Annotated in this window: 19 protein-coding genes; 11 read left to right on the forward strand and 8 right to left on the reverse strand. The window is 71.7% G+C overall.

Features of this window, described 5'->3' with window-relative positions; all coding sequences use genetic code 11:
- Nucleotides 1-44: 44 nt before the first annotated feature.
- Nucleotides 45-2,753: an ATP-binding protein gene (locus H4W81_RS21425; RefSeq protein WP_192776445.1), complete on the forward strand. Its 2,709-nt coding sequence runs from the start codon at nucleotides 45-47 to the stop codon at nucleotides 2,751-2,753.
- On the opposite strand, the gene H4W81_RS21430 is transcribed toward H4W81_RS21425, so the two are convergent.
- The 3 genes from H4W81_RS21430 to macS form a co-directional block, all read right to left on the reverse strand.
- Nucleotides 2,699-2,860 (reverse strand): hypothetical protein, encoded by a 162-nt coding sequence (locus H4W81_RS21430; RefSeq protein ID WP_192776446.1) that lies wholly within the window; start codon nucleotides 2,858-2,860, stop codon nucleotides 2,699-2,701. The two genes, H4W81_RS21425 and H4W81_RS21430, sit on opposite strands and share 55 nt — an antisense overlap.
- A gap of 193 nt (nucleotides 2,861-3,053) precedes the next feature.
- A complete protein-coding gene (locus H4W81_RS48720; protein ID WP_192776447.1) occupies nucleotides 3,054-4,199 on the reverse strand; it encodes an MFS transporter in 1,146 nt (381 codons plus the stop codon).
- A 206-nt stretch (nucleotides 4,200-4,405) separates the two neighbouring features.
- Nucleotides 4,406-5,506 (reverse strand): MacS family sensor histidine kinase, encoded by a 1,101-nt coding sequence (gene macS / locus H4W81_RS21440; RefSeq protein ID WP_192776448.1) that lies wholly within the window; start codon nucleotides 5,504-5,506, stop codon nucleotides 4,406-4,408.
- Nucleotides 5,507-5,619: 113 nt separating this feature from the next.
- On the opposite strand from macS, the gene H4W81_RS21445 reads away from it, so the two are divergent.
- Nucleotides 5,620-6,447 carry an MHYT domain-containing protein gene (locus H4W81_RS21445; RefSeq protein ID WP_192776449.1) on the forward strand — a complete coding sequence of 276 codons (828 nt, stop codon included), beginning with the start codon at nucleotides 5,620-5,622 and terminating at the stop codon, nucleotides 6,445-6,447.
- 123 nt (nucleotides 6,448-6,570) lie between these two features.
- Here the strand turns inward: H4W81_RS21445 and H4W81_RS21450 are convergent, their stop codons facing one another.
- Nucleotides 6,571-7,596 (reverse strand): 6-phosphofructokinase, encoded by a 1,026-nt coding sequence (locus H4W81_RS21450; protein ID WP_192776450.1) that lies wholly within the window; start codon nucleotides 7,594-7,596, stop codon nucleotides 6,571-6,573.
- 122 nt (nucleotides 7,597-7,718) lie between these two features.
- Here H4W81_RS21450 and H4W81_RS21455 point away from each other — a divergent pair, with 122 nt between their 5' ends.
- On the forward strand, nucleotides 7,719-9,155 hold the full coding sequence (locus tag H4W81_RS21455; protein ID WP_192776451.1) for an FGGY family carbohydrate kinase: 1,437 nt from the start codon (nucleotides 7,719-7,721) through the stop codon (nucleotides 9,153-9,155).
- A 55-nt stretch (nucleotides 9,156-9,210) separates the two neighbouring features.
- The gene (locus H4W81_RS21460; RefSeq protein WP_192776452.1) at nucleotides 9,211-9,924 is read left to right on the forward strand and encodes an ATP-dependent Clp protease ATP-binding subunit; all 714 of its coding nucleotides are present in this window, start codon (nucleotides 9,211-9,213) and stop codon (nucleotides 9,922-9,924) included.
- A gap of 17 nt (nucleotides 9,925-9,941) precedes the next feature.
- Here H4W81_RS21460 and H4W81_RS21465 read toward each other — a convergent pair whose 3' ends face one another.
- On the reverse strand, nucleotides 9,942-10,871 hold the full coding sequence (locus H4W81_RS21465) for a lactonase family protein (RefSeq protein WP_192776453.1): 930 nt from the start codon (nucleotides 10,869-10,871) through the stop codon (nucleotides 9,942-9,944).
- A 31-nt stretch (nucleotides 10,872-10,902) separates the two neighbouring features.
- On the opposite strand from H4W81_RS21465, the gene H4W81_RS21470 reads away from it, so the two are divergent.
- From H4W81_RS21470 to H4W81_RS21480, 3 genes are all read left to right on the forward strand, one after another.
- Nucleotides 10,903-11,823 carry a bifunctional helix-turn-helix transcriptional regulator/GNAT family N-acetyltransferase gene (locus H4W81_RS21470; protein ID WP_192776454.1) on the forward strand — a complete coding sequence of 307 codons (921 nt, stop codon included), beginning with the start codon at nucleotides 10,903-10,905 and terminating at the stop codon, nucleotides 11,821-11,823.
- A 101-nt stretch (nucleotides 11,824-11,924) separates the two neighbouring features.
- Nucleotides 11,925-12,554, forward strand: a complete 630-nt coding sequence (locus tag H4W81_RS21475; RefSeq protein ID WP_192776455.1) for a GNAT family N-acetyltransferase — start codon at nucleotides 11,925-11,927, stop codon at nucleotides 12,552-12,554.
- A 9-nt stretch (nucleotides 12,555-12,563) separates the two neighbouring features.
- Nucleotides 12,564-13,172 (forward strand): TetR/AcrR family transcriptional regulator, encoded by a 609-nt coding sequence (locus tag H4W81_RS21480; RefSeq protein ID WP_192776456.1) that lies wholly within the window; start codon nucleotides 12,564-12,566, stop codon nucleotides 13,170-13,172.
- Here the strand turns inward: H4W81_RS21480 and H4W81_RS21485 are convergent.
- Both H4W81_RS21485 and H4W81_RS21490 read right to left on the reverse strand, forming a co-directional pair.
- A complete protein-coding gene (locus tag H4W81_RS21485) occupies nucleotides 13,124-14,197 on the reverse strand; it encodes an alkaline phosphatase PhoX (protein WP_192776457.1) in 1,074 nt (357 codons plus the stop codon). The two genes, H4W81_RS21480 and H4W81_RS21485, sit on opposite strands and share 49 nt — an antisense overlap.
- A 544-nt stretch (nucleotides 14,198-14,741) precedes the next feature.
- The gene (locus H4W81_RS21490) at nucleotides 14,742-15,209 is read right to left on the reverse strand and encodes a Dps family protein (protein WP_192776458.1); all 468 of its coding nucleotides are present in this window, start codon (nucleotides 15,207-15,209) and stop codon (nucleotides 14,742-14,744) included.
- Between the two features lie 113 nt (nucleotides 15,210-15,322).
- Between H4W81_RS21490 and H4W81_RS47430 the strand changes: the two genes are divergently transcribed.
- Together H4W81_RS47430 and H4W81_RS21500 are read left to right on the forward strand one after the other, a co-directional pair.
- Nucleotides 15,323-16,264: a helix-turn-helix domain-containing protein gene (locus H4W81_RS47430; RefSeq protein WP_225958729.1), complete on the forward strand. Its 942-nt coding sequence runs from the start codon at nucleotides 15,323-15,325 to the stop codon at nucleotides 16,262-16,264.
- The gene (locus tag H4W81_RS21500) at nucleotides 16,261-18,699 is read left to right on the forward strand and encodes a VIT domain-containing protein (protein ID WP_192776459.1); all 2,439 of its coding nucleotides are present in this window, start codon (nucleotides 16,261-16,263) and stop codon (nucleotides 18,697-18,699) included. Before H4W81_RS47430 ends, H4W81_RS21500 begins: the two co-directional genes overlap by 4 nt.
- 285 nt (nucleotides 18,700-18,984) lie before the next feature.
- On the opposite strand, the gene H4W81_RS21505 is transcribed toward H4W81_RS21500, so the two are convergent.
- A complete protein-coding gene (locus tag H4W81_RS21505; RefSeq protein WP_192776460.1) occupies nucleotides 18,985-19,848 on the reverse strand; it encodes an SDR family oxidoreductase in 864 nt (287 codons plus the stop codon).
- A 63-nt stretch (nucleotides 19,849-19,911) separates the two neighbouring features.
- Between H4W81_RS21505 and H4W81_RS21510 the strand changes: the two genes are divergently transcribed.
- Together H4W81_RS21510 and mmuM are read left to right on the forward strand one after the other, a co-directional pair.
- Nucleotides 19,912-20,859 (forward strand): helix-turn-helix transcriptional regulator, encoded by a 948-nt coding sequence (locus tag H4W81_RS21510; protein ID WP_225958730.1) that lies wholly within the window; start codon nucleotides 19,912-19,914, stop codon nucleotides 20,857-20,859.
- Between the two features lie 446 nt (nucleotides 20,860-21,305).
- Nucleotides 21,306-22,172, forward strand: a complete 867-nt coding sequence (mmuM, locus tag H4W81_RS21515) for a homocysteine S-methyltransferase (RefSeq protein ID WP_192776461.1) — start codon at nucleotides 21,306-21,308, stop codon at nucleotides 22,170-22,172.
- Nucleotides 22,173-22,176: the final 4 nt, after the last annotated feature.

Raw genomic sequence — 22,176 nt, forward strand, 5'->3', positions numbered from 1 at the left:
CCACGGACGTGGTCACCGCTCAGGCGGCACGGCATGATGAGGTCGTGCTTGTCGAGGTTTCGGAGCGGGAGGCCGAGGTGCTCGCGGCCGTCGGCGCTCACCTGTCGAACGTGCAGATCGCCCGCAGGCTGCACATTTCGGTGCGGACGGTTGAGAGCCACGTCTCCTCGTTGTTGCGTAAGTACGGCGTCCGGGGCCGCCGTGAGCTGGCGGCCCTCGCCGGCCGGCCGGCCGAGGCGGCCGCGCCGGAGAGGCTGGCCGGCCTGCCGGTGGCGCGGACGTCGTTCGTCGGGCGGGGCGCGGAGCGCGAGGCCGTGCTGGCGGCGTTCGGCGGGTCCAGGCTGGTGACCCTGCTCGGGCCCGGCGGGGTGGGCAAGACCAGGCTGGCCGCGACGGTGGCGCCGGACCTCCCGTACGGCGGGGCCTTCGTCGACCTGGTGCCGGTACGTGACGGGTTCGTGGCCCAGGCGGTGGCCGCCGCGCTCGGCGTGGAGGAGCGTCCCCAGCGGTCGTTGACGGAGGCGCTGGCCGAGCGGCTGGGCCGGGGGCGCTCCCTGCTGGTGCTGGACAACTGCGAGCATCTGCTCGACGAGGTGGCCAGGCTTGCCGACCGGCTGCTGTCCACGTGCCCCGGCTGCCGGATCCTGGTCACCAGCCGGGAGCGGCTCGGCCTGCCCGGCGAGCGGATCCTGCAGGTGGAGCCGCTGCCGCCGGTCTCCGACGCGCGCGCGTTGTTCACCGACCGGGCCGGGGCCGCCGATCCGGGGTTCGCCGCCGGGCCGGAGGTGATCGAGGAGATCTGCGCCAAGCTGGACGGCATGCCGCTGGCGATCGAACTGGCCGCGGCACGCGCCGCGGCCCTGGGCCCGGATGGGTTGCTGACGGCTCTGGAGGACCGGCTGCGGCTGCTGGCGGGCGGGCGCGGCGTGGACGACCGGCATCGTTCGCTGCGCGCGGTGGTCGGCTGGAGCCACGATCTGCTCGATGAGGAGGAGCGGGGGCTGCTGCACCGCCTGGCGATCTTCGTTGGCGGCTTCGACCTGGCCGCCGTGCTGGCCGTCAATGCCGCGGTTTCCGCGGGCGCCACGGCGGACCTGCTGGGGAGGCTGGTGGACAAGAGCCTGGTCGTCAGGGCCGGGCGCGGGCGGTGGCGGTTGCTGCAGACCGTACGTGACTTCGCCGCCGAGCAGTTGCTCGGCTCCGGAGAGCTGCCGGAGATCCGCGAACGCCACCTGCGGTGGGCGGTCGGCGCCGCCGCCGCACTCGAGCCGGGGGACTTCGACTTGGTCGCCGACGACCTGCGCGCCGCGCTGGCCGGCGCCCCCGAGCCGGGTGAGGCGCAGCATCGGCTGGCCCGGTCGCTGGCCGGGTTGTGCTACGCGCGGCGATTCCTCACCGAGTCCCAGCGGACCTACGAAGAGGCCGCGAAGCGCGCGCCCACTCCGATCGAGGCGTGGCACGATCTGCACAGCGCCGCCGCGTGCACATATCTGGTGGGTTCCGGCGGCGAACGCGTCATGGGGCTGCTGACCTCCGCGGCGGAGCGGGCGCGGGCCGCCGGGGACGGCGACCGGGCGGCGATCTCGCTGGCCACCGCCGTGGTGACCTCGGCCAGGAACCCGGGCCGGCACGGCGTGGAGATGCCCTACGACCGCCTGCGCCTACTGCTGGAGCAGGCCAGGGCGGCGGGGGACCCGCGGGATCCGGTGGTCGCCGCCTGGCTCGCCGCCGCCGCGACCTGGACCGCGTCGGCGGAGCCGTACAGTGCGGACCTGCCTCTGGCGGAGCGGGCGGTGACGGCCGCGCGGGACAGCGGCGACCCTGTGCTGGTCAGCTCCGCCCTGGACACGTTGATCTGCGCGCTGCTGGGGGCGGGACGGCTGCGTGACGCCCAGCGGGTCAGCCGGGAACGGCTCTCTCTGCTGAAGTCGATGTCCCGCGCCGACCCCTTGTCCGCGCCGGAGATCGTCGACACCTTCCACATGGCGGCGCGATGCGCCATCGTGACCGGTGATCTGACCGAGGCGCTGGAGCTGGCCAGGCTGGCGGAGGAAGACGACCTGGTCGGCGCGGATCAGTACTTCGACTCGACCAACAACCTCGTGCTCGCGCTGGCTCTGCAGGGCGAGTTCGACCAGGCGCTGGCGTACGCCCGCGCCGCCTGGGACGACTGGCAGCGGGCCGGGACGCCGATCACCGGGATGATGCTGCCCCTGGCGGTGGCCCCGGCGCTCATCCACGGGCTGCGCGGCGACGAGCCGAACCATCGGCTGTGGAGTGACCGCGTCCACCGGACGGGCCGCCGGTCGACGCTGACGAGCTTCGCCGAGGCCCGCGTCGCGCTCCACGCGGGCCGGCTGGAGAACGCGGAGCCGATGATCGGCGAGCTGTTCTCCGGCGAGACCGACCCCTTCTTCCGCGCGTACGCGCAGGCGGTCGGCGCGGAACTCGCCGTCATGGCGCGGCTCCCCGACGCCGAGGCGCGCATGGGCGTGGCGTCGGGGAGCGGGGAGAACGCGTGGGCGGCCGCCTGCCTGGCCAGAGCCAGGGGCAGGTTGTCCGGCGACCGCCGCGAGGTGGAGGCGGCGCTCACGGGGTGGGAGCGGATCGGCGCCCGGTTCGAGCGGGCCTGCACGCTGCTGCTCCTGCCGGACCGGGCGGAGGAGGGCCGGGCGGAACTGACCGCCCTGGGCTGCGATCAGCCGAGGAAGAACGCCGACAGCGCGGAGGCGAACGCCGCCGGATCGACCTGACCGTGTGCCTGCCCCGCCAGCGACCGGAACCGGGCGTCGGGCAGCGCCTCGGCCACTGCCTTGGCCGCGTCCCGCATCCGGGGGCTGCTGTCGGCGCCGGCCAGCACCAGCGTGGGGAACGTGGACGCAGGCGAGCCGATCGGCCGGCACCGGGCCGCGGCCGACCACGGCGGCTTCGTAGGCGAGGGTGTGCGCGACCGCCTCCATCGCGGCCCAGAACGGCCGGCTTCTCATGGAGTCCACGGCCTCGGCGGGGAGGTCGGCTCCCTTGGTCATGAACAGCGCGACCGCGTCGCCTGCTCATGAGGTTGCCTTTCTGTGCCGGATGGTGAGGGCGAGGAGCATCAGGGCGCCGGTGAGGGCGAAACCCGCCGGGTAGCCGGTGTGCGCGGCCACGAAGCCGAACCCCACGGCTCCCGCGCCGAGCCCGAGGTCGTAGGCGATGTTCCACAGCGCGCTGACCGCGCCGTAGGAGGAGGCGGGGACCCGGTCCAGCATCACCGCCATGCTCGCGTTCTGCGTGACGCCGAATCCCGCGCCGAACAGGACCATGCCCGCCAGTACCGTCGCCGGGCCCGCGGCCAGCACCATGCCCGCGGCCGCCAGCACCATGCCCGCGGCCGCTAGCAGCAGCCCCGGCCACAGCAGGCGGGCGGACCCGTGCCGGTCGCCGTACCGGCCCGCCCACCAGCGGGACACGGTCGTGGAGGCGCTCTGGGCGAACAGGGCGGTGGCGGCGCCGGCGACGGCCAGCGGGAGGAACGTGGCGACCACACCGGCCGCCATGGTCGTGGCGGCGAACAACACCGACGGCCCGACCAGACCGGAGGACGTACGCAGGGAGACCAGCATGCCGTCCGGCGGTACCGGCTGCCGGCCCGGCAGGCCCCTCACCGCGCCGAGGCCGATCAGCGCGGCCACACCACCGGCGACGAAGACGACCGGGAAACCGACCGCCTCGGCCAGCCAGATCCCCAGCGGCAGGGCCGCCATGGACGGGATCCCGCACACGACGCCGTAGACGCCCAGTCCCTCACCGCGTCGCTCCGCCGGCACCGCCTGGGCCACCAGCGCGCTGCCCAGCACCGCGACGATCGCGAATCCGAGCCCGCGGACCACGCAGACCACCAGGATGGCCGTGAAGTCCGCCGAGACGCTCAACACCAGGGCGGGGGCCCCGAGCAGCACCAGTCCGGCGGCGAACACCAGGCGGCAGCCGTACCTGGCCAGAAGCCAGGGGGTGGCCAGCTCGGCCAGGACGGTGGCGAGCATCATCACACCCGTCGTGAGCCCGGCGCCGATCCCGTCCGCGCCGGCCGACGTGGCGTACAGAGGGACCACGGAGAACAGTAGGTAGAAGCTGACGGACGAACCGCACCCGGCCAGGACGGCCAGGACGAAGGCCCGGGTGAGGAGCCGCGGTTTCTGGGCGGTGGTGCTTGTCATGCCGCCAAGCGTGCTCGGCGCGGGTACGGAGTCACATCCGTGGTCACCACGGAACCACCACGGACAGAGCGCGTCCGGGGGTCGGCCCTCGCGGGGCTAGGTCCGCGTGAAGGCGGACGTCTGCGGGGGCTGAGGTCTGGATGGGTGGGGACGTCTACGCGGGCGTCCGGTGGAGCGGAGTCGGTCAGGGGAATCGGTGGGAGGGGTCAGCGCGCAGGGACGGTGATTTCGACCTCGGTGCCCTCCCCCGGAGACGAGCTGATCGAGACGCGACCGCCCAGGTCCGCCACCCGGCCCTCGATCGACTGTGCCACTCCTAGGCGGCCCTCGGCGCGGGCCCGCTCCAGCCGTCCCTCCTCGATCCCCTCCCCCTCGTCCCGCACGCTGACCATCACCTCGTCCTCCCCCTCCTCCGCGAACACCCACGCCCTCGCCTCAGGCCCGCAGTGGGCCCGCACGTTGTCCAGTGCCGCCCGTACCGCCGCCGCCACCTCCTCGGCCACCGCGACCGGCAGCACGATCGGCGTGGCCGGGGTGGAGACCGTGACCTGGGCCGAGCCGTGCCTCATCAGCAGCGCCCGCAGATCCGCCGAGCCCGTGGGCGCGGGGTGGACGGCGATCAGCTCGCGCAGGGCCGCCTCCTGCTCGCCCGCCAGCCTGCCCAGCTCGGCCGCCTCCCCGCCGATCTCCTGTCCTCGCCGCTGCACCAGCGCCAGTACCTGCAGCACCGAGTCGTGGATGCCGCGCGCCAGCCGTTCCCTCTCGCGCTGCGCGGCCTCCATCTCGACGGCCCGCTGCATGCGTTCCTCCGCCTGCTTGGCCAGGCGCGCCACGTGGCCGACAACGATCCCCGCCATGAACAGCAGGACCGCGCCGTTGATCAGGATGCGCGAGTCGGGCCCGTGCATCCGTACCCAGAGGTCGGCTCCCGCGACGATGCCCGCCGCGACGCCGCCCAGGCGGCGCCCGCCGTACACCGCCCAGGCCAGGACGGGGCCCGCGATCCAGATCGCGGGCACCGGCATGCTGCCCACCTGGCCCTGGAACTCGCCCTGCACGTACGGCGTGGCGAGCAGGCACGCGAGGGTCACGAGCATGTCGATCACCAGCAGCGGCCATCCGCGCAGCGCTCTGACGGAGTAGGCGAAGATCGAGGCGGCGGTCCAGAGCGCCATGACGCCGATGACGACCCATCCCGTCACCGGCTCGGCGAACCCCTCGTGCTGGACCATCAGCACGGCCGCGTAGATCAGGGAAGCCACCCTGAACACCGCGATCGCCCGCCAGAAGGGACCCTCGATCGTCATGAGCTTTTCTCGCGTTTCCGACTGCCTAGTTGACAGATAGTGATCCTATCCATGCAAATGGGACAATTCGCTGCCACAATCCGGTAGATCCCTATGGCAAGGAATCTCACAACATGTCCGCTGTTAATCATTTCACCCAGGGCCCGCTCACGCCGATCCTCGCGTACGTGATGTCGTGCATCGGGTCAATGCTCGGACTGCGGCTCACGGCCCAGGCCAATGCCTCGACAGGCTCTTCGCGTGCCCGCTGGCTCATCGCCGCCGCCATCTCCATCGGCGGCACCGGCATCTGGGTCATGCACTTCATCGCCATGATGGGCTTCGACGTCGCGGGCACGCAGATCAGATATGACGTCCCGCTGACGGTCGCCTCGGCGCTCGTGGCCATCGTGGTGGTCGGCGCGGGCCTGTTCGTCGTCTCCTTCGGCCGCGGCAGGGCGCTCCCGCTGCTCGGCGGCGGTCTGCTGACCGGACTCGGCGTGGCGGGCATGCACTACATGGGCATGTTCGCCATGAACATGTCCGCGCACGTCTCCTATGACCCGCTGATCGTGGCCGCCTCCGTCGCCATCGCTGTGGTGGCGGCGACGGTGGCGTTGTGGTTCACGGTGCAGGTCAAGCGGGCTCTCGCCATCACGGGCGCGGCCCTGATCATGGGCGTGGCCGTCTGCGGCATGCACTACACCGGCATGTTCGCGATGATGGTGACGGTCCACACCGAGCCCGGGCACGTGGGCGGCGCCGACGCGCTGTCGTTCCTGGTGCCGCTGATGACCGTGGTGAGCCTCATCACGCTCACCATGCTGCTGATGGTCATCCTGTCGCCGTCGGAGCAGGAGCTGCAGGAGGACGCCGAGCTGATGGCCCGGCTGGAGATGCGCCGCCAGGCCGCCGCCAGCGCGCAGACCCTGCGCTCGCCCGACCCCTACTCCCGCAGGTGACCCCTGGGGTACGGCTTGCGCCCATCTAGTGGGCCGCATCAGACAGGGCGCAAGCCGTACCTGGAGGGGATGGAGCGGAGCACCGCTCTGCCCTCAAGGTACGGCCCGCCGCTTGCAATCCGCTTAACCGAAGAAGACCTCGGCCTCCTCGTAGCGCGAGACCGGCACGGTCTTCAGCTCGGAGGTGGCCTCGTCGAGCCCGACGCGGACGATGTCGGTGCCGCGCAGCGCCACCATCGTCCCGAAGTCTCCCGCGTGGACGGCGTCGATCGCCTGCAGCCCGAACCTGGTGGCCAGGACCCTGTCGAACGCGGTCGGCGTGCCGCCGCGCTGGATGTGGCCGAGCACGGTGGTGCGGGCCTCCTTGCCGGTGCGCTTCTCGATCTCCTTGGCCAGGACCTCGCCGATGCCGCCGAGCCGTACGTGGCCGAAGGAGTCGAGCTCGCCGGCCTGCAGGGCCATCTGCCCCTCGACCGGGTGCGCACCCTCGGCGACCACGATGATCGGCGAGTAGCGGGTGCGGAAGCGCGACTCGACGTACTCGCAGACCCTGTCGATGTCGAACGGCTTCTCGGGGATGAGGATGACGTTCGCTCCGCCGGCCATACCCGCGTGCAGCGCGATCCAGCCCGCGTGACGCCCCATGACCTCACAGATGAGCGCGCGGTGATGGGACTCGGCCGTGGTGTGCAGCCTGTCGATCGCCTCGGTGGCGATGTTGACGGCCGTGTCGAAGCCGAAGGTGTAGTCGGTGCCCGACAGGTCGTTGTCGATGGTCTTGGGCACGCCGACCACCCTGACCCCGCGGTCGAACAGCTGGCGGGCGACACCGAGGGTGTCCTCGCCGCCGATCGCGATCAGCGCGTCGACCCCGCCCGCGGCGAGATTGTCTTTGATCCGGTCGACTCCACCTTCAATCTTGATGGGGTTGGTGCGGGACGAGCCGAGGATCGTGCCGCCACGGGGCAGGATGCCCCGGACGGCCTGGATGTCCAGCGGCATCGTGTCGCCCTCGAGGGGGCCACGCCAGCCATCCTTGAATCCGACGAACTCATGCCCGTAAACGCTGACACCCTTGCGGACAACGGCCCTGATCACAGCATTGAGACCGGGGCAGTCTCCGCCCCCGGTGAGCACTCCAATACGCATGGCGGGTTCCTCCCGATGGGGTTCACGGCCAAACTAATGGGGCGGTGCGATCGGCGTATCGCCGACGCAACGCATTGTGCCCCTTGGCACGGACAATGGTCTAGACCAAAAGGTGAGGCGCCGTGAGCGTTTTGGCGATAGACGCAGGCACAACAGGGGTGACCGCGCTGATCGTCACCGAGGAGGGACGGATCGAATCGCGCGGATACGAGGAGTTCTCCCAGCACTTCCCGCAGCCCGGGTGGGTGGAGCACGCGCCCGAGGAGATCTGGCAGGCGACGCTCGCGGCCTGCCGTACCGCGCTGGACGGGGCGTCGGCGCCGCCCACCTGTGTCGGCCTCACCAACCAGCGGGAGACGGCGGTCCTGTGGGACCGCCGCACGCTGGCCGCGCCGCGCCGCGCGGTCGTCTGGCAGGACAGGCGCACCTCGGGCATCTGCGCACGCCTGCGGGAGCAGGGCCACGAGCCCCGCGTCTCCGAGCTGACGGGGCTGCGCCTCGACCCCTACTTCACCGCGACCAAGCTGACCTGGCTGCGCGAGAACGACCCCAGGGCGTGGACGGACGACATCGTGGTCGGCACCGTCGACTCCTACCTGGTCGCCAGGCTGACGGCGGGCGCCAGGCACGTGACCGACCCCTCCAACGCCTCCCGCACCCTGCTGTACGGCCTGGCCTCCGGCGGCTGGGAGTCCGAGCTGTGCGAGTTGTTCGGCGTTCCCGAGCGGGCCCTGCCGGAGATCGTGCCGAACTACGGCGAGATCGGCAGGACCGCCCCCGAGGCCTTCCTCGGGCTCGACCTGCCGATCACCGGGATGGCCGGCGACCAGCAGGCGGCGCTGTTCGGCCAGACCTGCTTCTCCGCGGGCGACGTCAAGTGCACCTACGGCACCGGCTCCTTCCTGCTGGTCAACACAGGAGGCGAGATCATCCGCTCGCGGGCGGGGCTGCTGACCACGGTCGCGTGGGAGACCCCCTCGGGCGAGCGCACCTACGCGCTGGAGGGCGCGATCTTCGTGACGGGGGCCGCGGTGCAGTGGCTGCGCGACGGTCTCGGCCTCATCAACACCGCGCCCGAGTCGGAGGCGGTGGCCCGCACGGTCCCCGACAGCGGCGGCGTGGTGTTCGTCCCGGCGCTGACCGGGCTCGGCGCGCCGCACTGGGACCCCGAGGCGCGCGGCACGATCACCGGCATCACCCGCGGCACCACCCGCGCCCATCTCGTGCGCGCGACGCTGGAGGCGATCGCGTTCGAGGTGCGCGACGTCGTGGAGACGATGCCGCCGGTGGCCGCGCTGAAGGCCGACGGCGGCGCCAGCTCCAACGACCTGCTGATGCAGTTCCAGGCCGACCAGCTCGGCATCGCGGTGGAGCGGCCGGTGATCCAGGAGACGACCGCGCTGGGCGCCGCCTTCCTGGCCGGGCTCGGCTCGGGCGTGTGGTCCTCCCCCGAGGAGCTGCGCAAGACCTGGCAGCTCGACCGCCGCTTCGAACCGGGGGTGCGCGACGACGCCGCCTACGAGCGATGGCAGGGGGCCGTACGGCGTTCGCGCGCGTGAGCCCAATCGTCAACTCATGGTTGACGGCATGGTGCCGTCAACCTATGGTTGACGCATGGAGACGAACGTCAAACTCGACGACCTCATCAACGCCGTCAAGACCAGCGGCACCGACCCTCTGATCCAGCTCTCCAACGCGGTCGTGCTCGGCGAGCACCTCGGCGAGGTCGCCGACCACCTCATCGGCCACTTCGTGGATCAGGCCCGCCGCGCGGGGGCGTCGTGGACCGACATCGGCAGGAGCATGGGCGTGACCAAGCAGGCCGCCCAGAAGCGGTTCGTGCCCAAGGACGGGCCGAGCCTGGCCGAGGACCTGCGCAGCTACGGGCGCTTCACCGACCGCGCCCGCCACGCGGTCGTGGCGGCACAGGACGAGGCCCGCGCGGCGGCCAGGGACCACATCGAGCCCGAGCACCTCGCCCTCGGACTGCTGCACGAGCCGGAGAGCCTGGCAATCAAGATCATGGAGTTCCTCGGCGTCTCCCTCGACGCCATGCGGGAGGCGCTGACGATCCCCCCGGCGGGCCCCCAGGCGGAGGTTCCCGACCGCATTCCCTTCTCCGCCCAGGCGAAGAAGGCGCTGGAGCTCACGCTGCGCGAGGCGCTGCGCCTCGGCCACAACTACGTGGGCACCGAGCACATCCTGCTCGGGATCCTCGCACTGGAGGAGGGCCCCGCGGTGGACGGGTTCGCGCGACTCGGCGTCACCAGGCAGGCGGTGGAGGACGAGCTCAGGCGGCTGCTCGCGGGACTCATGGGCAACGCCTGAGGCCCTGCCCTGGCGGCCTACCGGGGCAGCACGCACGCGGGCGCGGCGACCCCGAACGTCCGGCTCGCCGGCTTGGGCAGCCCCTTCACGAGCGGGAGGAGCGCGACGGTGTTGCTCGTCTGGTTGGCCACGTACATCGTCTCGCCGTCGATGGCGAAGTGCCGGGGCCAGCTGCCGCCGCTGGGCACCTCCGCGACCTTCTTCAGGTCGTCGGCGCGCAGCACGGAGACGGTGTCGGGCCCCCTGTTCCCGACGTAGACGTAAGGCCCGGCCACGTCGATGTGCGAGGGGTAGTTGGTGCCCGGCTCCTCGCTGGCCGGGGCGGCCGCCACCTCGGTCCACACGCCGTCGTAGGTGCGGACCATGGCGTCGAGCTCGCCGGCCACGTGGCAGCGTCCTCGCTCGAAGACCAGGTGGCGCGGGCCCATCCCGGCGGGCAACCGCACGGGCTCCAGCGCCGCGCCGCCCGGGGTGTAGCGGCGGATCTCGTCGGTGCCCAGGTCGGCCACGTACAGCACGTCCTCGTGGAAGACCGCCTGGTGGGCGTGCGAGCACTCCTGCCGTTCGGCCACGGGGCCCGAGCCCGTGTGCGTCAGCACCACGGGTTCGCCCGCGAAGGCGCCCGACCCGTCGAGCCGGTGCAGGCTGACGGTGCCGTCGCCGTAGTTGGCCACGGCCAGCACCTCGCCACCCGGATGCACGGCCAGGTGGCACGGCTGGCCGCCCTCGCTGGAGCGCTCGGCCAGTGGCGTGAGCGCGCCGCCCTCGGCCACGGTGTAGGCGCTGACCAGGCCGTTGTCGGCCTCACCCACGGCATAGAGCACCGGGAGCGAGGGATGCGGCGCGAGGAAGGAGGCCTTCTGCGCCGCGACACTCGCGATCACAGCCAGCTCGGGATCAACGGTCACGAGGTCGGGGCCATACCCGCCGACGAAGAGGTGCTTCACAGCAGACATCCTTTCATGCTTGACTGTGTCAATGAACTCGTTGACGGAAGCAAGGATTGAAGAGATCAGGGCCTTCAATCGCTTCTACACCAAGGTGATCGGGGTCCTGCAGTCCGGCATGCTCGACTCTCCCTACTCGCTGACCGAGGTGAGGGTGCTGTTCGAGCTCGCGCACGCCGAGGGCCTCGCCATGGAGGCGGGCGAGCTGCGCAGACTGCTCGACCTCGACGCCGGGTACCTGAGCAGGATCCTGACCAGGTTCGACAACGACGGCCTGATCGTCAGGGAGCGCTCGGACACCGACGCGCGCAAGCAGGTCGTCCGGCTCACCGAGGCGGGCTCGGTCACCTTCGCCCGGCTCGACCAGCGGCAGGTCGAGGAGATCGGCGCACTGCTCGAAGGGCTGAGCGAGGAGCGGCAAGGGCGGCTGGTCGCCGGAATGGCGGCGATCCGCTCGGCGCTCGACCGCTCGGCCACCGCCCGCGGCCCCTACGTCATCAGAGCCCCGCGCGCGGGCGACCTCGGCTGGGTCGTCTGGCGGCACGGCTCGCTCTACAGCCAGGAGTACGGCTGGGGCCTCGACTTCGAGAAGCTCGTGGCGGGCATCGTCAGCGCATACGACCCGGCGCGCGACGCGGGGTGGATCGCCGACATCGACGGGACGCCGGTGGGCTCGGTGTTCTGCATGCGCAAGGACGAGACCACGGCCCAGCTGCGGATGCTCATGGTGGAGCCGGCGGCGAGGGGGCTCGGCCTCGGCGGCAGGCTGGTGGAGGAGTGCCTGCACCACGCCAGGGAGTCGGGGTACAAGCGGATCATGCTGTGGACCCGCGACTGCCTGGTGAGCGCGCGCCGGATCTACCAGGCGGCGGGCTTCACGCTCGAGTCGGAGGAGAAGTCGGTCGAGAACGGCGTCGACGTGGTCGAGCAGGTCTGGTCGCGCGACCTATGAGGAGCCCTTCCAGCCCGCCACCCGCTGCTCCCTTCCTGGTCTCCGGATTGCTGTAGATCAGGATCAGGAGCTTCATCTGCCGATGACCACGGGAGGACACGATGACGCTGGAGGACTTTCTCGCCCGCGCGGCCGGCGGCAGGCCGCCCGCCGCCGACGGCATGGTGACGATCCTGCCGCAGCCCAGCCCCCGCGACCTGGGCGTCATCGCCTTCACCGGGCACAGCGTGGTCTTCGCCGACCTCGACCCGCAGTGGATCCGCGACCGGCTGCCCGAGGGCGACCTCTCCGCGCCGCTGAACCCGCCGTTCCTGCGGGCGCTGGAGGTGGAGACGGGCCGCGCGGTGGACAACATCGACGTGCTCGCCCTGGGCCTGCCCGACCACGGGCCGCTCCCGTCCGGGCTGGACGAGGTCACCGGCCATGACCATCCCAGAGTGGCGCGCGCGATGCGGCACCGCTCCGCCGTACGGGTGTGGACCTGCGAGGAGGGCGTGCTGACGATCGGCAGGGGCGTGGCGGGGCGCTGGGAGGTGGCGGTGGAGGTCGCGCCCGAGCACCGGGGACGCGGCGCGGGCAGGCGGCTGGCGCTGGCGGCGCGCCGACTGTGCGACGCCCCGCTGTGGGCACAGATCGCGCCGGGCAACGCGGCCAGCCTGCGCGCGTTCCTGGCGGCGGGCTTCGCGCCCATGGGCGCGGAGGCGCTGCTCGTCGCCGCGGAAAGTCGGTAAACTGCTCGCATGTCCGACCGTCCGGTACGCCGCCAGGCACGCGGTCTCAAGCGCATGGCGGAGATCCTCGACGCCGCCGAACTGGTCATCGCCGAGGTCGGCTACCCCGACCTCACGACCAACCAGGTGGCGGCGCGGGCGGGCATGTCCCCCGGCTCTCTCTACCAGTTCTTCCGCAACAAGGACGAGATCCTCGACGGCCTGGTCGCCCGCTACACCGACGACCGCCGCGAGTTCTGGGCCGAGCGCCTGGCCGCCGTCACCCCCGACGTCCCGCTCGAGACGCTGGTGAACACCTTCGTCGACGAGAGCGTGGCCTTCAAGGGCAGCTCGCCCGCCTACTGGGCCCTGCTGTACGGCTCCGCCACGGGCGACAGGCTGATGGCGGCCTCACGACGGCTGCACGGCGCGATCGCCGAGCAGGTCGCGGAGATGCTGGTGCGCCGCTCCCCCGGCCTCGACAAGGACAGGGCGCTGCTCATGGGCACGATGGCGGTCTCCATGGTGAAGGCCGTCATCCCGCAGAACTCACCCGAGTTGATCGAGGAGCTCAAGGCCATGCTGATGGGCTACCTGTCGGCGGCCTGGGCGAAGGGGCCGGTCACCTCGAAGGTGTGACCGTCGCCCGCCTCGGGGGTGCCGCTCCTGCCGTACAGGGTGGAGAAGTAGAGCCGCCGCCCGTCGGGTGAGAACGCGGGGCCGGTCAGCTCGGCGCTCTCGTACCCCGACAGCCGCAGGAAGGGAGAGATCTCTCCCGACGGGCTGACCAGGTTGATCTCCATGTCTCCCGCGACGAACAGCTCTCCCGCCGCGGCGGCCGCGGCCAGCGTGGACGGCGTCTCGAGGCGGCCCGTCTCCGCGTCGTAGGCCCACAGTCGGCCGTCGCCCCTGGTGGTGAAATAGCAGACGCCGCCGAGGTAGTGGCAGTCGGCGCCGCGGTCGAAGTGCGCGGCGTCCTCGACCTGGTGGCGGGTGGCGCTGGTCAGCGCGGCCGGTGACGGGACGGGCCGCCACGCGCCCGAGGTGGTCAGCACCTCCAGCGCGCCCTCGGTCAGGTCGCCCCAGTCGAGCGGCCTGAACCGGTAGAAGCAGCCGTCCGGCTCGTCCTCGGTGAGGTAGACGACCTGCCTGTCAGGGTCGAAGGCGGCGGCCTCGTGGGTGAACCTGCCCATGGCCAGGCGGGGACGGGCGGCGCGGGAGCCGTACGGGTCGCACTCGAAGACGCGGCCGCGCGTGATCTCCTCGCACGACAGCCAGGTGTGCCAGGGGGTGGCGCCGCCCGCGCGGTTGAGATTGGTGCCCGACAGGATGCGGTACGCGTCGCGGACCTGGCCCTCGGCGTCGAACCGCAGCGCCGAGACGCCGCCGAGCAGCGGGATCCCCGAGTTGGACACGTAGATCCACCCGTCGCCGTCGGGGAAACACGCGCCGCCACTGGGGACGGCGTGCCAGGTCAGTCCGGCGACCTTGCGTCCCGAGCGGGCGACCACCCTCCCGGAGAAGGCTTCGGGCAGGGCCAGCCCCTCCGCGTCAGGCTCCCCGAGCGGGCCGTAGGGACCCGCCGCTGTGCGCGGCTTCGGCGAGCCGAGCCACACGGAGCCGGCGAACGCGGCGCCCGTGCGGACGAGAGTTCTGCGCAACATGAGGGCCTCCTGTAGACCTGGCCCAGTCGATCGCAACGACGTGAATGAAAAGGGAACCCGCCTTCAAACACTACGCAAACCCTGCGCCGACACGGGCTCGGAGTCCCAGCATTCTCGACATGCGGCCCGTATGTCTCGAGACTCGGCGCCCGGTCGGCGGCTCCGAGCGGCCGGACCCCCAGCACACAAGCGAACGGATCGGCCGGCGAACGGGCCGAATCCCCCGGTGCGCAAGCGCCCGTGCAAGCGGACCCCGTGAAAGCCCGGTCCCGTGCGAGCCTCCTGCAAGCGGGCCTCCCGTGCCTCGTGGAAGCGGGCCCCGGGAGAGCCGGCCTCCGTGGTGTGAAGCGGCTCCACGAAAACCGACCCACGGTGAAAGCGGGCCGCCGTGAGAGCGGAGGCTCGCAAGAGAGACCCCCTGTGGACCTCAGTGCAGAGGCAGCTGAGCGCGGAGGTGGCGGGCTCGGGGACTGCGAAGAAGGCGCCATGCCGGCCCCTCGCCTCCCGGCCCGCCATCACCTCCTTGGTGGAGGACCCGCTTGGATCAACGCTGGGCCTGGAACATCCAGTGCTGCTTCTCGACATCCTGCGTCACCGCGATCAGCAGATCCTGGGTAACGGGGTCGGGCTCGTCCGTCGCGGCGACCCGCTCGCGCATCCGCCTGATGACCCCTTCGAGGATGTCCGTGAATGTGGCGACGACCTTCCCGTCCTCGATCCAGCCGTGCTCGGGCTGCTGGAGCTTCGTCCCCGCCGCCACGGTGGCCGAACGCCCGTCCGGGTTGATCCCCAGCGCCACGGCCCGCTCGGCGACGGTGTCGGCGTGCTCCCTCGCCACGGCGACCAGCTCGTCGAGCTGGAGGTGCAGCGGCCTGAAGTGGGCGCCGACCACGTTCCAGTGCGCCTGCTTGGCGATCAGGGAAAGGTCGATGAGATCGACGAGCGCTCCCTGCAGAGCCTCCGCGACGACCTTTCGCGCGTCGCCCGAGAGCGGTCCTGTGATCGTAGCCATGAGGTGTGCTTCCTCTCGTCGTTCGACAATTGGTCTCACCTGAAAGAACCCCTTGGACGGGCCGATTCTTCCCTCCCTTGACACTGCAATAATGACACTGTCATCATTACAGCATGAGCGAGACCTGGACGATCGGCGAGCTGGCCGAGCGCGCGGCAGGCCTGCTCCGCGCCTCGGGGCAGCAGGTCAACGGGCGGGTTCGCGAGGTGCCGAGTGAGCGTCTGATCAGGTGGTACGCCACGATCGGCCTCCTCGACCCGCCACTGACCAGACGCGGCAGGGTGGCGCTCTACGGGCGCCGGCATCTGCTGCAACTGCTGGCGATCAAGCGGATGCAGGCGGAGGGTTCCTCCATCGCGGAGATCCAGATCGCCCTTGCCGGCGCCACCGACACCATGCTCGCCAACGCGGCCCACGTGCACACCACCCATCCGCCTACCGCCACGCCAGGCGCAACAGACCCGTCCATCCCACACCCGGCCGCCGCCGACACTGCAGACATCTCAACGCCACACCCCGCCGCCGCCGACACTCCAGAGACCTCGACGCCACACCCAGTTACCCTCAGCGCCCCTGACGCCTTGGCCTCGGAAGTCGTCACCGCCCACTCCTCCGACAACTCGGTCCTACAGTTCGCAGTCCTCGGCAGCGCGCTCCCACCTACGGCGGCCCCCCCGACTCGCGCCCCAGAGACAACCGCCCACGGCTGCTCTCCCGAGGCTGGCGCGACCGCCGGGGCCATGAGGGCCGAGGGTCTGCAAGGAGTCGGAACCACGGTGCCCGGGCGTGAAGCTGGGGATGTCGAGGCTGGCGGCAGTGCCGGGCCTGATGTCGTGTGGCCGGGTGAGGGGGCCAGGCCGAGGTTCTGGGCCAGGCGCGCCGAGTCGCCGTCGTGGCCGCTGCACGGGGTACGGCTGGCCCAGGGCGTCACGTTGCTCATCGACGGCGCCGGCCGTACCCCCACGGAAGACGATCTCGAGGCAGTCCTCGCCGCCGCCGGACCGCTGCTCGCGGTGCTCGAAGAGCGCCGCCTCCACGAAGGGAGCGCGACATGAAGATCATTTCGCTGGACCCCGCCCAATGCCGGCCGGAGCCCGACGCGGGCATGGGGGCGCTGCGGACCGAGCGCGGCAACCTCCCGCTGGAGAGCGTCGACGTCGCCGCGCGCATCTCGGGGCTGATCGCAGGGGTGGAGGTGACGCAGGGCTTCCGCAACCCGTTCGATGTCGCGCTCGAGGCGACCTATGTCTTCCCGCTGCCCGACAGGGCGGCGGTGACCGCGTTCACCATGGAGGCCGACGGCCGGGTGATCGAGGGTGTGCTGAAGGAGCGCGGCCAGGCCAGGGCCGACTACGACAGGGCGCTGAGCGAGGGCAGGAGGGCGGCGCTGGCCGAGGAGGACAGGCCCGACGTCTTCACGATCACCGTCGGCAACATCCTGCCGGGCGAGCGCGTCACCGTGCGGCTCACGCTGAGCCAGCCCCTGCCGTACGAGGACGGCGCGGCGACCTTCCGCTTCCCACTGGTCGTCGCGCCGCGCTACATCCCCGGCGCGCCCCTCGACGGCGCCCCCGCCGGCGGGGGCGTCGCCCCCGACACCGGCGCGGTGCCTGACGCCTCCCGCATCACCCCGCCGGTGCTCCTGCCCGGCTTCCCGCATCCGGTACGGCTGTCGCTCCGCGCCGACGTCGACCCCGCAGGGCTCGAACTGCGAGAGATGGCCTCCAGCCTGCACGTCGTCGAGCGTGAGGGCACGACGGTCGAGCTGCGTCCCGGCGAGCGCCTCGACCGCGACTTCATCCTGCGGCTGTCCTTCGAGGCGTCGACGGCGCTGCTGCTCGACGGCGAGGGCACCTTCCAGCTGACCGTGGTACCGCCCGCCCTCGAGGAGGCCCGCGTGCCGCGCGATGTCGTGCTGCTGCTCGACCGCTCGGGCAGCATGACGGGCTGGAAGATGGTCGCCGCGCGTAGAGCCGCCGCCCGCATCGTCGACACCCTGACCTCCGGTGACAGGTTCGCGGTGTTGACCTTCGACTCGGTGGTGGAGCAGGCCTTCGACGGGCTGCGTCCGGCCTCCGACCGCAACCGCTACCGCGCCGTCGAGCACCTCTCCCGCGTCGACGCCCGTGGCGGCACCGAACTGCTCGCCCCTCTCCACCAGGCCATCTCGCTGCTCACCGCCGTTCCGTCCGTCGAGGAACGACCCGAGGCGGCTGCGGCAGGGAGTGCGAGGGATCGGGTCGTGGTGCTGGTCACCGACGGCCAGGTCGGCAACGAGGACCAGATCCTCGAACAGGCCGGTGGCGCGCTGTCGGCCATGCGCGTCCACGTGGTCGGCATCGACAGGGCGGTCAACGCGGGCTTCCTCGGCAGGCTGGCCGGGCTCGGCGCGGGGCGGTGCGAGCTGGTGGAGTCGGAAGACCGTCTCGACGCCGCCATGGAACAGATCCACCGCCGCATCGGCGCGCCCCTGGTGACGGACCTGTCGCTGAAGGGCCTCGACCTGGAGCCCGACACCGTCACGCACCTGGGCTCGATCTTCCCGGGCGTCCCGCTGACGGTGTCCGGCCGCTACCGCAACGGCTTCACCGGCCAGAGCACCGCTCGGGGTGCCGGCCCTGTCACCGGCGGGATCATCGACCGCGACACGTCCCATGCCTCCGATCAGGGGGCCGCCCGCCACGAGGAGGCGATCACCATTCGCGGCCTCGCCGGGGGTAGCCCATGGGAGCAGACCGTCCCCGGCACCGTCGTCAGCAACCCCGCCCTCCGCGCGATCTGGGCCCGCGCCCACCTTCGTGACCTGGAGGATCGCTACGCGATGGGAGAGCACGACCTCGAGTCCAGGATCGTGGAGACCTCGACCACCTATGGCGTGCTGTGCCGCTTCACCGCATACGTCGCCGTCGACACCCGCCAGGTCACTGACGGCGCGCCCGAGCATCGGGTGATCCAGCCGGTCGAGCCGCCGAGTGGCTGGGAGCTGCCCGCCATGCCCGCCGCCCCCTCCGGGATGATGTTCACGACCATGGCGGCGGCCGCGCCGATGCCGGGAGGCTTCGCTGCCGAGGTCTCCGGCTTCGACGACTCCGGCTCCGGACGACCTGTCCGTGCGGCGGGTCCCGCGCCGCGCCTCCGGCCGGCGGGGATGCCCAAGCTGGGCTTCGGCAAGGCGGTGCCGCCCCAGGCGCCCGTCCGGCACCAGCTCGACCTGGTGCTGCCGCAGCTGGTCGCCGAGCTTGAGCGGCTGAAGACGGTCGCGACTGACCGTCTGGCGTATCTGGCCGATCTCGGTAGCCGGCTTGCGGCGCTCGCGTCCTACCTGGGCGGGCATGACGAGCTGTCCGCGTTGGCGGGCGAGCTGGAGGCGGCCGAGCGTCCCGGCGCCGACGCCGACGCGCTGTGGGCCCGCGCGGTCGAGGTCCTGACCCGGCTCACGGGCGGCTCCCCGGAAACGGGCGAGCGCCGCCCCTTCTGGAAACGCGGCTGATGAGAGCGGCGGGGCGACGCGTGGGTGAGCGCGCCGCCCCAAAAGACCTCCGGCGGCCTGCTCGGAGACGTTGCCAGCCGAAGAACGTCGGCGTCGTGAGAATGCGGCGAGCCAAAGGACTGGCTGATGGGCGGTGAGAAAGGCGGGCTGGAGTAACGGGATGGCGCTACGTGAGATCGGCACGCGGGAGGACCTGGGTCCTGGGCGGGTTCAGCGGGCCGGGCGGGGCCGGGCAGGAGGAGGACCCAATGAGCCCCAGTCCCTCAGTAAGCCGCCCGGAAGGCTCTACCGGAAGTCCGCCACGTGGTCTCGGGCCCACTCCGCATACGAGCGCGCCGGCCGGCCGAGTACGCGCTCCCCGTCCGGCCACGGCTTCAGCAGCGCCGACCAGTCCTGGTCGGCGTACCCGTCCGCACCGCTCGCCGCCGCGCCGCCATAATCAACAAACCCCAGCATCAGGTCCGCGCTCTCGGCCGCGAACCCGCCCTGCGCCTTCAAGATCGAACGTGCCTCCTCGCGCGTCACCTCCGTGTACCGCACCGGCTCCCCCAGCGCCGCGCCGATGGCCGCCACCTGCTCCCGTACGGTGACCGGCGCGGGCCCCGTCAAGGTGTAGGCGGCCCCGTCGTGGCCGTCCTCGAGCAGCGCTGCGACGGCGACCGCCGCGATGTCGGCCTCGTGGATGAGGTTCATCGGCTCGTCCGCGAAGGGATAACGCACCTCCCTCGCCTCCCGGACCATGGGCGCCCAGATCTGCAGCATGTTCGCCATGAAGCCGCACGGTCGCACGTGCGTCCACTCCAGGCCCGCCGCCTCGACGACCGCCTCCACCGGATTGACGTGCAGTCCCACGGTCACCGACGCGGCGGACAGGTCGACGATCCGCCGCACCCCCGCCGCCTTGGCCAGCGCCACGACCTCCTCGGCGGCTTCGTCGACGGGGAACAGGTACATCCGCTCGACCCCCTTCAGCGCGGAAGCCAGAGAAGCTGGCTCGGCCAGGTCGCCCCGCACCACCTCGACCTCAGCCGGCAGCGAGGCCGTGCCCGGGTTCCTGGTGAGCGCGCGCACGCCCTCTCCACGCTCGACGAGCTGCCGCACGACGTTCCTGCCCACGAAACCGGTGGCCCCGGTCACCAAGATGCTCATGGTTCCCACGCTAGGCTCGATTCCGGCCACTTCCCGGCCGGAATACGATGGAGAAAGAAAGCGATGGCCAACACCAGCGCCAGGATGCTGCGGCTGCTCTCCCTGCTGCAGACGCACCGCCACTGGCCGGGCGGCGCGCTCGCGGCCCGCCTCGAAGTGAGCGAGCGCACCCTGCGTCGCGACATCGACCGCCTGCGCGAGCTCGGCTACCCGGTGGACGCGGCCCGCGGCGTCTCCGGCGGCTACCAGCTCAGATCCGGTACGGCGATGCCGCCCCTCCTGCTCGACGACGAGGAGGCCGTGGCCATCGCGGTCGGACTCGGCACCGCGGCGGGCATCGACGGCATCGAGGAGACGTCGGTGCACGCGCTCGCCAAGGTCGTCCAGGTCATGCCGCCACGGCTGCGGCGCAGGGTGGAGGCGCTCAGGTCGTACACGCTGCGCCCGGCGGTGGAGGGACCGACGGTGGACGCCGCCGTGCTGACCACCCTGGCCCAGGCCTGCCGCGACGACGAACGGCTCGCGTTCACCTACACCAGCGCCTCGGGCGAGGCGAGCGAGCGGCTGGCCGAGCCGTACCGGCTGGTGGCGCTGCGCCGCCGCTGGTATCTGGTCGCCTGGGACGTCGGCCGCGCCGACTGGCGCACCTTCCGCGTGGACCGCCTCACCGCCCCCGCCGCCACGGGCGTCCGCTTCCGTCCACGCGACCTGCCCGGCGGCGACGCGGCCGCCTTCGTGGTCTCCAGGCTCGGCTCCCCGCCTGTACGGCATGCCGTGGTGGTGCACGTCCACGCTCCCCTGGGCCAGGTCGAACAGGTGGTCGCGCAGATGGGTGGGCTGGTGGAAGCGCTCGACGAGGGAACCTGCCGCCTGGTGATGCACGTCGACGACTTCGACTGGCCGATTCTGATCCTGGCCGCGCTCGGCGCACCGTTCGACGTCATCGAGCCCGAGGCCTTCCGCGACCGCCTCCGCACCACGGCAACCCTCTTCCGCAACGCCACCACCTGAACCACCGAGGGAATCACCGGGGCGCCTTGGGACCTCGCGAGCTGGCGCGGCGGCAGGTTGCGGGATGGGTTAGCGGAGGTGAGGTTCCCGAGGGCCGGAGTTTGCGAGGCGGCGACTCTTTGGGGCAGAAGCCCGGGGGCCGAGGCCGGGGGGCCGAGGCCGGACCCCAGATCGGGGCCGAGACCCCGTGGGGCCGAGACCGGGGATCGAGGCCGGACCCGAAGGCCGGACCTGAAGCCGGGGGTTGAGACGGGAATCCGAGGCGAGGGGTTGGAAGGGAGGGGGTTTGCCGGGGAGGAGGATAAGGGGGCGCTTTGGGAAGGTTTGGCCAAGCCCGTGGGGTTCACGGCGGGCTCTCGATGCCAGCTCAGTCGCACCATCCCCACCAGTCACAAGCCAGACACCAAGCCGCAGAAGCCACCAAAGAGACCGAATAAAGTGGCAGGGTGACCACACTTGTCCTGGATGGCGGCCTAGCCACCCACCTCGAAGCCCTCGGCGCCGATCTGCGCGACGAGCTCTGGTCGGCCCGTCTGCTGCTCGAAGATCCCGACCTCATCCGTCAGGTCCACGCCGACTACTTCGCCGCCGGTGCGCAAGTGGCCACCACCGCCAGCTATCAGGCCTCCCTGCCCGCCTTCGTCCGCCGGGGCATGACCGAGCAGGAAGCCGCCCGCCTCATCGCCCTCTCCGTCGAACTGGCCGCCCAGGCCAGGGACGAGGCCGGTGGCGGCCTGGTCGCCGCCAGCGTCGGGCCCTACGGCGCCTACCTGGCCAACGGCGCGGAGTACACCGGCGACTACGACCTCGACGAGGACGGCCTGCTGGCCTGGCACCGTCCCCGCTGGGAGATCCTCGCCGCGGCCGGCGCCGACCTGCTGGCGTGTGAGACCATCCCCTCCTTCGCGGAGGCCAGGGCGATCAGCCGCCTGCTGAAGGAGACGCCCGACGTGAAGGCATGGGTCGCCTTCTCCTGCCGCGACACGAAGCACCTCAACGACGGCACGCCCATCAGGCAGGCCGTGTCCGTGCTCGCCGACAGCCCGCAGGTGATCGCGGTGGGCGTCAACTGCACCTCGCCCTCCTACATCCCCGGGCTGATCAACGAGCTGACCGGGTTCACCGTCGTCGTCTATCCCAACTCGGGAGAGACGTGGGACGCCGACGCGCAGCGCTGGCGCGGGGTGGCCGACCCCGAGGAGTACGGCGCGGCCGCCAAGCGCTGGCAGGACATGGGCGCCGCGCTCATCGGCGGCTGCTGCCGTACGACGCCCGCGCACATCAGGAGGGTGCGCGCGGCGATCGCGGCGTGAGCGG

It is taken from the genome of Nonomuraea africana, from assembly GCF_014873535.1.
GTDB lineage: Bacteria > Actinomycetota > Actinomycetes > Streptosporangiales > Streptosporangiaceae > Nonomuraea > Nonomuraea africana.

Coding starts and splice junctions, on each gene's coding strand:
- H4W81_RS21460 (WP_192776452.1), top strand. CDS start 9,211: ATGGAGACGAACGTCAAACTCGACGACCTCATCAACGCCGTCAAGACC.
- H4W81_RS21510 (WP_225958730.1), top strand. CDS start 19,912: ATGGCCAACACCAGCGCCAGGATGCTGCGGCTGCTCTCCCTGCTGCAG.
- H4W81_RS21470 (WP_192776454.1), top strand. CDS start 10,903: ATGAACTCGTTGACGGAAGCAAGGATTGAAGAGATCAGGGCCTTCAAT.
- H4W81_RS21445 (WP_192776449.1), top strand. CDS start 5,620: ATGTCCGCTGTTAATCATTTCACCCAGGGCCCGCTCACGCCGATCCTC.
- H4W81_RS21505 (WP_192776460.1), bottom strand. CDS start 19,848: ATGAGCATCTTGGTGACCGGGGCCACCGGTTTCGTGGGCAGGAACGTC.
- macS (WP_192776448.1), bottom strand. CDS start 5,506: ATGACGATCGAGGGTCCCTTCTGGCGGGCGATCGCGGTGTTCAGGGTG.
- H4W81_RS21450 (WP_192776450.1), bottom strand. CDS start 7,596: ATGCGTATTGGAGTGCTCACCGGGGGCGGAGACTGCCCCGGTCTCAAT.
- H4W81_RS21475 (WP_192776455.1), top strand. CDS start 11,925: ATGACGCTGGAGGACTTTCTCGCCCGCGCGGCCGGCGGCAGGCCGCCC.
- H4W81_RS48720 (WP_192776447.1), bottom strand. CDS start 4,199: ATGACAAGCACCACCGCCCAGAAACCGCGGCTCCTCACCCGGGCCTTC.
- H4W81_RS21485 (WP_192776457.1), bottom strand. CDS start 14,197: ATGTTGCGCAGAACTCTCGTCCGCACGGGCGCCGCGTTCGCCGGCTCC.
- H4W81_RS21480 (WP_192776456.1), top strand. CDS start 12,564: ATGTCCGACCGTCCGGTACGCCGCCAGGCACGCGGTCTCAAGCGCATG.
- H4W81_RS21500 (WP_192776459.1), top strand. CDS start 16,261: ATGAAGATCATTTCGCTGGACCCCGCCCAATGCCGGCCGGAGCCCGAC.
- H4W81_RS21490 (WP_192776458.1), bottom strand. CDS start 15,209: ATGGCTACGATCACAGGACCGCTCTCGGGCGACGCGCGAAAGGTCGTC.
- H4W81_RS47430 (WP_225958729.1), top strand. CDS start 15,323: ATGAGCGAGACCTGGACGATCGGCGAGCTGGCCGAGCGCGCGGCAGGC.